Here is a 12479-nt window from a genome sequence, read left to right as displayed (position 1 = left end):
AAAATATCGATTAAATGCAAATATTGTCGATTAAATACATTTTTTTAAGATTAAAATTCAAATTTTCTTACATTTAACTTTGCTTATAAAATTTTTAGAAGTATTTTCACTTCACCAAATGCAACGAAATTATTTTATAAACAAATTACATATAACAATTTTGTTTTTTACTCGTTATGTTGTTGTTTTGTTATAATAAAAAATGGGCAGGCCGAAAACCAGAAAGAGTAGGCGAAAATTATAAATTAAATTCTATATGAAAGCATTTTTACCCACGATCTGCTTGATGTTCTTAACCGTTTTTAGTTCGCAAGCGCAAACTAATACTCCGGCTGCTGCAAATCCATTTCCTTCTATTAGCACTTTAACAAATTGGGCGAGTTTAAATTCTCAATCACAATTTGATATTGCTATTCGTGCGGTTGGATTTAAATTTGAAGTAAAAGAGCCAGGTGAAGGTTCAACTGCTTATACTTATATTCGTAAAGTGACTGTAAATGAAGTAAATTATACTGATAGAATTGTTTATAGAATTACAAACAATAATTCAGCAAGTATTATTTCGCTAGTTACTGCTTCTACAGACTTAGTTAGCTTGTACACACCACAATTGGCAACTTTCAAAAACAATAACTGTAAAACTGAAATGTCTAAAGACAAAAACACGACTTGCAGCTGTTACGAAAGTGTGAATTTTGCAATCGATCTTTGCGATGAGCGTGTAAAATTAACTATGGGTGATGGAAATAAGTATTTTGTTTCTGTAGCTAAAAAATAATACCAAATCATTTAGAGAATTAAGACTTACGGGTTGTTTTCCAAATCTTTGCAAATCTTAAAAGAGATAAGTTTACAAAGATTTGGGATGCATTTCTCTGAATATTTTTATAGGTTTGGATTTTTCAATTCGTACCAAACTTCTAATTCTTCTTCGTATTCAAACGAATTAATGTATTTCAAACCGAGTTTTTCGAGAATTTTTCTTGAATTTTCATTTCCTGCATCTGCGTAAGCATAAAGGGCATCAGCTTTCAATTCGTTAAAAGCATAGTCCACAAAAGCTTTCCCTCCTTCGGTAGCGTATCCTTTTCCCCAGTATTTTTCTATAAAACGATATCCAATTTCATAAAAATTTTTATGATTATTGATTTCATTGGTAATGAATTTTATTCCAGACCAACCTAAAAATTCATTGGTCTCTTTAAGAATTACAGCCCAGCGGCCAATTCCAAAAGCTTCATATTGTTTTTGAATATTCTTAATTTGATCAATACTTTCATCAATATGTTTTACAGGTTTATTTCCAAGAAATAAATGCACATTCGGATTCGAATCCAATTCAAACATCCCTTCTGCATCAGAAAGTTCCAATTCTCTTAAAAGCAGACGATCCGTTTCAATTGATTTCTTCATAAACAAAATCATTTAAGATATATCGCTGAACAACCTCAGCAACACCGTCATCGTTATTTGATGCTACAATTACATTAGCCCTGTCACGCAATTCAGGCATTACATTATCAACCCAAACCCCTAAACCGGCATATTCGATCATAGTTAAATCGTTTCCTGCGTTTCCAACGGCTATAATTTCACTTTGATGAATATTGAGTTTCTCTGCTAAGATTTTTATACTTGCTGCTTTATCGATTCCGTTTTGTGCTGCTTCCAGGAAAAATGGTTTTGACATTGCTATACTTAAATGAGGCATTGCTAATTTCAAATCCTGTTCCAGTTCTTTTAAATAAGACGGTTCTGCCAATAAAATACATTTTACCGCAGGTTTAGAAACAGCATCTTTAAAACTACGAACTTTGATATGGGCTAGCCCTGTTATTTCTTTTTCGATTTCGATATACTCAGAATTCGTTTCACTGATAATTTCATTATCTAAATACGTTATAATATGTGTTTTCATTTTCACACTATAATCGTATAATTCATGAATTTGCTCTACAGTTAATTTCTGTTCAAATAAAACAAGATCGTCTTTAACAGTACTAATTACAGCGCCATTAAAGGAAATAATATAAGAATCATTCAAATCTAATTCCAGTTCTTTAGCATAAGGTGTCATGGCAGATGTTGGACGGCCCGAAGCCAAAACCACATAAACCCCTTTTGCCTGAGCTTCAATAAGAACTTTTTTATTTAATTCCGAAATTTTATGATCGTCTGTCAACAAGGTATCATCCATGTCGAGTACCAACATTTTATATTGCATATTTTTTTGGGTTTTCAGTCGCAGTCACAGTTTTCAGTGTTATAACTGCGAACTGTGACTGAATACTGAGACTGATTACTTATCTAAATGCTCATTCTAAAATCTTCAATAACCGGATTTGCTTTTGCAAAATCGGTTTCCTGAATGAAAACTTCGACAGCCAAATCTGTTCCGCCAAAGCCTCCCAAACGAGCTGATTGGATATTATCTTTTTTTACGGTTTCTACTCCCGCTTCTTCTAATCTTTCCTGTAAAGCAATTGCTAAAACTTCACTTCCTGAAAACACCTTCATTAATCCCATGACATTTTATTTTTTATAATTATTTTATTTTTAGATAACCGTTTTCAGTCCAATATTGTAAACTTTGACTACAACTTATTCCTCCTCTTCAATTCCATCCTCTTCTTCGTCCAGCTCCTCTTCTCCTTCTTCATCCATATCAAAGAAATAAGGTTCTAACAGGAATTTATCTGCCAGAATTTCGATGCGTTCTGTCAATATTTCAGCAAAAATAATACGTTGTGTTTTGGCAATACTGTTTGAAATACGCATGATTTTAGTTTCATTACGCAATCTCAAAATAGGATCTGCATCATCTAAAATCAACATTTTTAAACGGTTTACATTGTAACCTGCAGTGGTAAACATATCACTCAGTTTGTTTGGTGTGCCAATTAAAACATCAACTCCGGTTGAAATATAGTTTTTATCGTAGTCCATATCTCCTTTGTCGTGAACACCGTAAACTTCAAGATTGGTATATTTTCCGTATTTCTCAAAAAGAGCTTCCATAGCCAGCACTTTCTCCTTGTCTTCCACAATAATCAAAGCACGTGGCGATTCTTCTGTATGTCCAGCCAATTGCTGAATTACATTCAATACAATTGTTGTCGATTTTCCGGTTCCTTTTGGAGAGATAATCATACAATCTGCGCCACTTTTAATGGTTGAAAAAGTTTCCATCTGCAAGACATTTGCTTCTGTCAAACCGTTTTCAATTAAGGCATCTTGTAACTTCTCGTTTATTTTTTTTAATTTCATTTTTTTAATGCTTTAGGCTTTAAGCTTTACGCTGTAAGCAAAAATTATTTATATCATTTAAAGCCTAAAGCCTAAAGCTTATAGCCTATTGTGTGAAGCATCTACTTGCTTGCAAACATTTTCACATCAGTTTCAGAAATTTCTGTTCCTCCCAAAATAATCAATCTTTCGACTACATTTCGAAGTTCGCGGATATTTCCTGTCCAATCGTATTCCTGCAATAATTTTATGGCTTGCTGAGAAAATACTTTGACCACATTTCCTTGTTCAGAAGCAATTTTCTCCGCAAAGTGTCTTACTAAAGCCGGAATATCATCTCGTCGCTCATTCAATGGCGGAACTTTAATCAAAATTACAGCCAAGCGATGATATAAATCTTCACGGAAACGACCCTCGGCAATTTCTGTTTTTAAATCTTTATTAGTCGCCGCAACTACTCGAACATCAACTTTAATATCTTTCTCTGCTCCAACTCTTGTAATCATACTTTCCTGTAAAGCACGTAACACTTTGGCTTGCGCCGAAAGACTCATATCACCAATTTCATCTAAGAAAATAGTTCCTTTATCTGCAGCTTCAAATTTTCCGGCGCGATCTTTCACTGCTGATGTAAAGGCCCCTTTTACGTGACCAAACAATTCGCTTTCAATCAATTCACTAGGAATCGCAGCACAGTTTACTTCAATTAAAGGAAAATTAGCTCGCTCGCTTTTTTCATGTAATTGATGTGCTACTAATTCTTTTCCGGTTCCGTTTGGTCCGGTAATTAAAACTCTGGCTTCGGTTTGTGCCACTTTATCAATCATTAATTTAATATGACTGATAGCTTCACTCTCGCCTACCATTTCGTAATTTTTGCTAACTTTTTTCTTTAAGATTTTATTTTCAACAACAAGTTGTTTTTTATCTAAGGCATTACGAACCGTATTCAATAAACGGTTTAAATCCGGTGGTTTTGAAATATAATCAAAAGCGCCCAAACGCATGGTATGAATCGCTGTTTCCATGTCGCCATGACCCGAAATCATAACCATCGGAATTTCAGGTTTGATTTTTTTTACTTCTTCTAAGACCTCAACGCCGTCCATTTTTGGCATTTTGATATCACACAAAACCAAATCGTAATCGTTGTTTTTTATTTTGTCAAGTCCTACAGCACCATCTTCAGCTTCATCTACCTGATAGGTATCACTTTCTTCTGACAAAATCTTTACCAAAACGCGTCTGATCGCTGCTTCGTCTTCAATAATTAGTATCCTACTCATTCTTCGTAATTTTCAATTTTAAAAAATCCAAAACCCAACTATTGGAATTTGGGATTTATTCCCATTCTTTTTGAATTGGAATTTAATACTTTAGCCATCTATACAATTCTTTCCATGTTGGTTTTTTGCCGTACATTAAAATACCAACGCGGTAAATTTTTGCAGCGAACCAAACGACAAGGAAAAAGGTTGCAAACAATAATGATACCGAAATCGCAATTTGCCACCACGGCACTCCAAACGGAATACGCATTAACATGACAATTGGAGACGTTAACGGAATCATCGAAAATACTACCGCAACAGTTCCGTGTGGATCATTTACTACTGTAAAGAATCCTATGTAAACGCTTAGAATTAATGGCATAATTATCGGCAAAAGGAATTGTTGAGAATCCGTTTGATTGTCAACTGCTGCTCCAATTGCTGCATAAAAAGAACTGTACAAAAAGTAGCCTCCCACAAAATAAACTACAAAGCCAATTATGATGCTTGCAATTGGCAAATTCCATAATTCACTAATATACATTTGTGCCGTTCCAGACATTTCATGTTGTGCTGACTGCATTAATTCAGGTGAAATTCTGGCAGTTGGTCCAATATTTACCCCAAAAAATGCCGAAGCTGCAAACATCAATCCCAAACCAATTATCGCCCAAATCAAAAATTGCAATAATCCGGCAAGCGAAGTACCAACAATTTTACCAACCATTAATTGAAATGGTTTTACTGAAGAAATAATGATTTCGACAATACGATTTGTTTTTTCTTCGATTACACTTCGCATCACCATGTTTCCATAAATGATAATGAACATCATGATCAAATATCCGAAAGCACCACCAATACCGATTTTTATTTCATTTAATCCTTTCAAACTTTCTTCTCCGGACGCTTTTGCCAAATGAATATTAACTTCAGCCTGAGCTTTCTGAATCGCAAGCGTGTCTAATTTAGCTTTTTCCAGGTTTAATTTTGTGATTTTTCCGGCAATAACATCCTGTGTGTTTTCAATAAAAGAAATACTTGGGCTGTTATTCGAAATAAATTCTACTTTGCTTTCTAAATCTTTTAAATTGTCTGTTTTCGGAATCACAATCAGACCACTAAAATCTTCTTTGGCAATACTGTCTTTCAAAGATTTCGTATCGATTTCAGACAAATTCAGATACTTATATTCGGCATCTTTTTTATTCTGTTTTACAAAATCATCGGCAAATAAACCCGTTTCATCGTGAATTGCTATTCGTTTAGTATCTGCTTTCATTGAACTCAAATACCCAATAAAAACAGCAATTGCCACAAACAAAACCGGACTCAAAAAAGTCATGACAACAAAAGACTTATTGCGGACTTTTGCAATAAATTCTCTTTTTATAATCAATGAAATGATGCTCATAAATATTTTAATTTTCAAATTCCAAATTCCAATTTTACACGATCTAACATTGGAATTTTGAATTTATTTTTTTGGATTTCTAATTTTTATTTTCAGTAACCGTTTGAATAAAAATATCATTTACACTCGGAATTTTTTCTACAAAATGTGTCACTTGTCCGCGTTGCGTTAAAATATGTAATAACTCATTTGGACTTGAATTTCCAATTTGAATATTCAATTTTAAATCATCGTTTAGCGTTTTAAAATTTGCCGGCGAAACAGTAAACTTTTGTGTGATGTCATACATCAAACCTTCAACGTTACTAGTCAAAATTCCAACTTCAAAACTATTCGTTTTAAATTGGCGTTTTACATCACTTAGTTTTCCTTCAATTAATTTATTCGATTTGTGAATTAATGCAATATGATCGCAAAGCTCTTCTACACTTTCCATTCGGTGTGTCGAAAAATAATAGTTGCACCTTGTTCTTTCAATGCTAAAATTTCGTCTTTAATAACATTTGCATTTACGGGATCAAACCCAGAAAACGGTTCGTCAAAAATCAATAATTTCGGTTTATGCAAAACACAAACCACAAACTGAATTTTCTGCGCCATTCCTTTAGAAAGCTCCTGAATTTTTTTGTTCCACCAACCCTGAATTTCCAGGCGGTCAAACCAATATTCTAATTGCACTTTTGCCTCAGCTTTAGAAAGTCCTTTCATCTGTGCCAGATACAAACATTGTTCTCCCACTTTCATAGAAGTATACAAACCTCTTTCTTCCGGAAGATAGCCAATAGTCTGCACATGTTTAGGCTGCAATTTTTCTCCATCTAAAATTATTTCTCCGCTATCTGGCAAAGTAATTTGATTGATAATTCGGATAAGGGAAGTTTTTCCAGCTCCATTCGGACCTAGTAATCCGTAAATACTGCCTTTTGGCACATTTAATGAAACTTCGTTAAGCGCTACATAATCACCGTATTGTTTTACGACTTTATGTACTTCGAGTAAGTTGCTCATGCGATTTTTTAGATTTTCTGCGTCAATTTGACCATTGTGGCTTTGCGCCTGTAAAAGTAAATAATTCACAGCGAATCTGAGTACTAATACGCAAAAAACCCATTCTAAATTTATGTTAGAATGGGTTTTATATTTATTTAAACATTTCTAAAAAAGTTCAGCCTATGAAAACATATCTTTTACTTTTTCGAAAAATGATTTTTCTGATTTTTCAGGACTCGGAACAAAATGTTCGTCGTTTAAAGCATTTTCAAAAAATTGTTTTTGCTCTTTATTCAACGTTTTTGGTGTCCAGACATTTATGTGAACCAGTAAATCTCCACTTCCGTAACCGTTGATACTTGGAATACCTTTTCCTTTTAATCTTAGTATTTTTCCAGATTGAATTCCTTCTTCCAGTTTAATACGAACTTTTCCGTTGATTGCTTCGATATCTTTAGAAACACCTAAAACAGCTTCGGGAAAACTAATATATAAATCAAAATGAATGTTTTCACCTTCACGTTTCAAAAATTCATGCTCTAATTCTTCAATGGCAACAATTAAATCGCCTGGAACGCTGTTTCCTGGTGCATCGTTTCCTTTATTAGAAACTTTCAACTGCATTCCGTCAACTACTCCAGCTGGAATTTTGATAGAAACAGTTTCATCTTCCAAAACCATTCCCTGAGCATCAGCTTCAGAAGGTCTTTTATCTAAAATTTGTCCAGAACCACCACAAGTAGGACAAGTAGATGCAGATTGCATTCTTCCTAAAATTGTGTTTGTTACACGCATTACCTGTCCCTGACCGTTACAAGTAGAACACGTTTTATACGTTACACCTTTAGCCTGAACTTTACGCTTTACTTTTACTTTTTTCTCAACACCATTAGCAATTTCTTCTAAAGTTAATTTCACTTTAATTCGAAGATTGCTTCCTTTAGCGCGACGAGGACCGCCTCCGCCTCCGCCGAAACCGCCAAATCCACCACCAAAAATATCACCAAACTGGCTGAAAATGTCATCCATATTCATCCCACCGTGGCCACCGCCAAATCCGCCAGAACCATCAAATGCCTGATGTCCGTATTGATCGTATTTTGCTTTTTTGTTAGGATCGCTTAAAACTTCATAAGCTTCTGCCGCAAGTTTAAAGTTTTCTTCTGCCTCTTTGTCGCCTGGATTTTTATCCGGGTGATATTTTAGCGCACTTTTTCGGTAAGCTTTCTTAATTTCAGCAGCGTCAGCATTTTTTGAAATGCCTAGTATTTCGTAAAAATCTTTTTTCATAATAAGGTTAAATTACAAATCTGAAATTCCAAAATCCAATTTTTAAATTGTCATTTAAAATTTCTGTTTGCTTTTATTAGTTTCCAATAACCACTTTAGGGAAACGAATAATTTTGTCTCCTAATTTGTATCCTTTTTCAATAACATCAACAATTTTACCTTTCAATTTATCTGAAGGTGCAGGAATTTGAGTAATTGCTTCAGCAAAGTCAGCGTTAAAAGCATCACCTGCTCTTACTTCAACTTGCTCTAAACCTTTAGCTACCAAAGTGCTTTTTAGTTTTTCGTGAATTAACTCTACTCCTTTTTTCAAATTTTCATCGTCAGACTTGTTGATCTCTACAGTCGCTCTGTCAAAATCATCCAAAACAGGAAGCATTGCTAACAAAACTTCCTGATTTGCTGTTTTAAACAAATCAATACGTTCTTTTGAAGTTCTTTTTTTGTAATTTTCAAATTCGGCAAATAATCTCAAAAATTTATCTTTTTCTTTTGCCAAGTCTTGAGCCAATTGCTCTTCAACACTTAATTCTTCAACAATTAATTGCTCACCGTTGGCATTGTTTTCTAACGTTACATCATCTAATTCCTGATCGAACTCTGTATTTTCCGTAGTCATATTACTTTTATTTTTAAAAATATCTTTAAACTTCATTTTTTATTCTTTTTGTTGGATTGCAAAAGTACTGCCAAATCTTTTAAAATGTCAAATTGTCACTTTATTAAAAATGAGTCTTTTAAAACGACAAATTTAGGTTAAAAAATTTAGTATAATTTTAAGACTATTACGATATAGTTTATAGTATATTTGAAATCCATAATGAAAACTAAATTATTACCTATCAAAATTGAATTTAAGGGTTAGCCTCGGCTTTATAAATAATTATTAATTCAAGTTTACCTTATATTAAAAAAAGCTTCGTCTGCAATTTAGACGAAGCTTTTTTTTTATGTTTTTGAGAAAAAAAATTACCGCAAAGAACACTAAGTTATTTTTAGCTTTTATAAAAAAGGCAAAAGTTCGCAAAGCTTTGTATCGATTTAGCTTTGCGAACTTTACCTTTTTAAAGTATCTTAAATAAAAATCTTTGCGTTCTTTGCGGTAAAAAATATTGCACGGGCGGAGGGATTCGAACCCCCATCAACGGTTTTGGAGACCGCTATTCTACCCTTGAACTACGCCCGTAACTTAAGGTCGGCAAATTAAAAGTTTTTTTTCTTCTCCAGCAACTATTTCAAGAAGATATTTAAGAAGAAATCCCTTTAAATCTGGGCTATCTGCGACAAAAACCTACACTTCAAACAGTTAACCCAACAAAGTATTTTTCAACCCTTCAAAATCAACAGAAACCTGTTCACCTGTCACTAAATTTTTAAGCGAATAAGAATTTGAAGCAATCTCCTGTTCCCCTGCAATGACTGCAAACGGAATCAATCTTTTATCTGCATATTGAAACTGTTTCCCAACTTTTACATTGTCCGGATACAATTCCACTTTTATATTTTCTTTTCTCAATTTCTGAATTGCCTGCGAAGCATATAACGCTTCTGCATCTCCATAATTAATAAATAACGCTTTTGATGTTGCTGCAACGGTTTCCGGGAACAATTGCAATTCTTCCAAAACCAGATAAATTCTGTCTAAACCAAAAGAAATTCCAACCCCACTCATATTTTTCAAACCGAAAATACCAGTCAAATCGTCGTATCTTCCACCGCCACCAATAGAACCCATTGAAACGGTTTTTGGCGCCGCTACTTCAAAAATAGCTCCTGTATAATAATTCAATCCGCGAGCAAGTGTTACATCCAAATCTAATGTCGCAGTCGACAAACCTAAAGTAGTCACATTGTCACAAATAAATTTCAATTCCTGCACTCCTTTCATCCCTTCTTCTGACGACGCTAACAGATTCGAAAGCTGTTTTATTTTATCTGAAAAAGTTCCTGTAAAACTAAAAAGTGGCTGCACTTTAACCAAAGCCTCTTCAGCAATCCCTTTTTCGATCATCTCTTTTTTTACTCCGTCTTCACCAATTTTATCTAGTTTATCAAGAGCAACCGTAAAGTCAATCAATTTATCTGAAGCACCAATAACTTCGGCAATTCCGGATAATATTTTTCTATTATTGATTTTGATAGTAACACCTTCTAAACCTAAAGAGGTGAAAACCGTATCATACAACTGAACCAATTCTACTTCCTGCCACAATGATTTTGACCCAACAACATCGGCATCACATTGATAAAATTCTCTGTAACGCCCTCTTTGTGGACGATCAGCTCTCCAAACGGGTTGAATCTGATATCTTTTAAAAGGAAATTCAATTTCGTTTTGGTGTTGTACAACGTACCTTGCAAACGGAACTGTTAAATCGTAACGCAACGCTTTCTCTGAAATTTTTCCTGTAAACTTATTCAAATCAATTCTTTGATTCAAATCAATTGTTTCGGCCGAATTAACTTGCAACGATTCGATAGATTCCGGCAATTCAATTTTATTTTTATTGAAGAAAAAATTACCTGAATTCAATATTTTAAAAATCAAACGATCGCCTTCTTCTCCGTATTTCCCCATTAAGGTATCTGAATTTTCAAACGACGGAGTTTCAATCGGTTGAAAACCAAATTTCTCAAAATTGTTTTTTATCGTCTGAATAATATATTGACGTTTTGACACCTCTGCAGGCGAAAAATCTCTTGTTCCTTGTGGTATACTTGGTTTTGAAGCCATCTTTGTTATTTTAGATTGTAGATTTTAGATTTTAGATTCTTTGGAAACTTAAAATTCAAAACCTTTTTAGATTAATGGATTTTAGAAATCAAAATATTGAATTCTTAAATCGTCTGCAAATATCTTATTTTTTAAAATAAATATTGGCAGTTCGAAAACAAACTTGTAACAAAAAACGTATTTTCGTGACAAATTGGTCATGATGCTAAAATTATTTAAAGAAAATATCCGAATTGCTTTTGGTTCCATCAAAACACAATTGCTGCGAACGATTCTGACCGTATTAATCATTGCGATTGGTATTACAGCACTTGTTGGAATCCTGACAGTTGTAACGGCTCTCGAAAATACCGTTTCTACCAATTTTGCTTCTATGGGAGCTAACACTTTCAACATCAATCAATACGAAAACAACGTAAAAAATCGTGGCGGGAATAAACGCGAAATCGTAAATCCAATTATTTCATATCCGGAAGCAGTTGCTTTCAAAAACAAATACAAATATCCTTTTACCGAAACTTCTCTTTCTTTTACCGCAACCTCTACAGCAGAAGTGAAATTTCTAGATCAAAAAACAGATCCTGAAATTAAAGTTCTTGGGGTTGATGAACATTTTATAAGCAACTCAGGCTTAGAAATAAGTTTAGGCCGTTCTTTCAATCAGTTTGATATTGAAAACAATACTTATTCTTGTGTTGTAGGTTCTGATTTTGAAAAAGGCTTACTAAAAGATGTCAACCCAATTGACAAAATAATTTCGATTCGAGGCGCCCGTTTTAAAGTCATTGGAGTCCTGAAAGAAAAAGGATCAACATTTGGAAATAGCCAGGATTTAAGAGTTTTAATTCCAATTCAGGTGGCGCGTTCCTTATTTACAGCTCCAAACATTAATTATACAATGAGCGTAATGGTTTCTAAAAAAGAACTTTTAGATGAAGCTGTTGATAATGCCACAAGCACCATGCGAAGAGTTCGTAAATTAAGTCCGGTTCGTGATAATAATTTTGGTATTGGCCGAAGCGACGATTTAATTAACCGAATTCTTGGAATCACTAAATATTTAGGGTGGGCTTCGTGGATTATTAGTATTATCACTATTCTTGGATCGTCAATTGCGTTGATGAATATTATGATTGTTTCGGTTACAGAGCGCACCCGCGAAATTGGTGTACGTAAAGCTTTAGGCGCAACAAAAGTCACCATCTCTGTTCAGTTTTTTATCGAAACTTTATTGATCGGGCAAATTGGAGGTATGGTGGGTATTGTATTAGGAATTTTAATCGGTTTTGCATTTGCAGCTGCAATGAGTTTTGCATTTGTTATTCCGTGGATGGCGATTTTTGCAGCTTTTGCGACCAGTTTTATGGTTGCCATCGTTTCCGGCTTATATCCCGCTATAAAAGCTTCTCAACTAGATCCTATTGAGGCTTTGCGTTATGAATAATTTTTTAATTTGAAGCAGAAGCAAGTCGTTTTATAAGATGTTTTGTCCCGCTATTCGTTTCAATCTTTTTTGCTGAACCCCAGCAAAAAA

The 12479-nt window shown here is 34.0% G+C and carries 11 protein-coding genes, 1 tRNA gene and 1 pseudogene; 2 read left to right on the top strand and 11 right to left on the bottom strand.

The window, feature by feature from the left end:
- Nucleotides 1-256: 256 nt before the first annotated feature.
- Complete coding sequence (locus IHE43_RS07700; RefSeq protein WP_192187386.1) at nucleotides 257-778, top strand: hypothetical protein; 522 nt, start codon at nucleotides 257-259, stop codon at nucleotides 776-778.
- A 107-nt stretch (nucleotides 779-885) separates the two neighbouring features.
- Here IHE43_RS07700 and IHE43_RS07695 read toward each other — a convergent pair whose 3' ends face one another.
- The 11 genes and pseudogenes from IHE43_RS07695 to hisS all read right to left on the bottom strand — a co-directional run bounded on the left by IHE43_RS07695 (nucleotide 886) and on the right by hisS (nucleotide 10945).
- Nucleotides 886-1413: a GNAT family N-acetyltransferase gene (locus IHE43_RS07695; RefSeq protein ID WP_192187385.1), complete on the bottom strand. Its 528-nt coding sequence runs from the start codon at nucleotides 1411-1413 to the stop codon at nucleotides 886-888.
- Nucleotides 1397-2224 (bottom strand): Cof-type HAD-IIB family hydrolase, encoded by an 828-nt coding sequence (locus tag IHE43_RS07690; RefSeq protein WP_192187384.1) that lies wholly within the window; start codon nucleotides 2222-2224, stop codon nucleotides 1397-1399. The genes IHE43_RS07695 and IHE43_RS07690 overlap by 17 nt, the downstream gene beginning before the upstream one ends.
- A gap of 83 nt (nucleotides 2225-2307) precedes the next feature.
- A complete protein-coding gene (locus IHE43_RS07685) occupies nucleotides 2308-2526 on the bottom strand; it encodes a putative signal transducing protein (RefSeq protein WP_026727963.1) in 219 nt (72 codons plus the stop codon).
- A 75-nt stretch (nucleotides 2527-2601) separates the two neighbouring features.
- On the bottom strand, nucleotides 2602-3267 hold the full coding sequence (locus IHE43_RS07680) for a DEAD/DEAH box helicase (protein ID WP_192187383.1): 666 nt from the start codon (nucleotides 3265-3267) through the stop codon (nucleotides 2602-2604).
- A 101-nt stretch (nucleotides 3268-3368) separates the two neighbouring features.
- Nucleotides 3369-4532: a sigma-54 dependent transcriptional regulator gene (locus tag IHE43_RS07675; RefSeq protein ID WP_192187382.1), complete on the bottom strand. Its 1164-nt coding sequence runs from the start codon at nucleotides 4530-4532 to the stop codon at nucleotides 3369-3371.
- A gap of 82 nt (nucleotides 4533-4614) precedes the next feature.
- On the bottom strand, nucleotides 4615-5931 hold the full coding sequence (locus IHE43_RS07670) for an ABC transporter permease (protein ID WP_192187381.1): 1317 nt from the start codon (nucleotides 5929-5931) through the stop codon (nucleotides 4615-4617).
- A gap of 79 nt (nucleotides 5932-6010) precedes the next feature.
- Nucleotides 6011-6939: pseudogene (locus IHE43_RS07665) on the bottom strand (ABC transporter ATP-binding protein).
- Nucleotides 6940-7101: 162 nt separating this feature from the next.
- Nucleotides 7102-8211, bottom strand: coding sequence for a molecular chaperone DnaJ (gene dnaJ / locus IHE43_RS07660; protein WP_192187380.1), 1110 nt, complete (start codon nucleotides 8209-8211; stop codon nucleotides 7102-7104).
- Nucleotides 8212-8287: 76 nt separating this feature from the next.
- Entirely contained in the window at nucleotides 8288-8866 is a 579-nt protein-coding gene (locus IHE43_RS07655; RefSeq protein WP_192187379.1) for a nucleotide exchange factor GrpE, read from the bottom strand.
- A gap of 460 nt (nucleotides 8867-9326) precedes the next feature.
- Nucleotides 9327-9397 (bottom strand) — tRNA-Trp (locus tag IHE43_RS07650).
- 120 nt (nucleotides 9398-9517) lie between these two features.
- Nucleotides 9518-10945: a histidine--tRNA ligase gene (gene hisS / locus IHE43_RS07645; RefSeq protein ID WP_192187378.1), complete on the bottom strand. Its 1428-nt coding sequence runs from the start codon at nucleotides 10943-10945 to the stop codon at nucleotides 9518-9520.
- A 199-nt stretch (nucleotides 10946-11144) separates the two neighbouring features.
- Here hisS and IHE43_RS07640 point away from each other — a divergent pair, with 199 nt between their 5' ends.
- Entirely contained in the window at nucleotides 11145-12389 is a 1245-nt protein-coding gene (locus IHE43_RS07640; RefSeq protein ID WP_192187377.1) for an ABC transporter permease, read from the top strand.
- The last annotated feature ends 90 nt before the right edge of the window (nucleotides 12390-12479 follow it).

Origin of the sequence: Flavobacterium sp. MDT1-60 (assembly GCF_014844035.1) — a bacterium.
GTDB lineage: Bacteria > Bacteroidota > Bacteroidia > Flavobacteriales > Flavobacteriaceae > Flavobacterium.
Note: the sequence above shows the minus strand (reverse complement) of the source record. Positions and strands in the feature narration are given on the sequence as shown.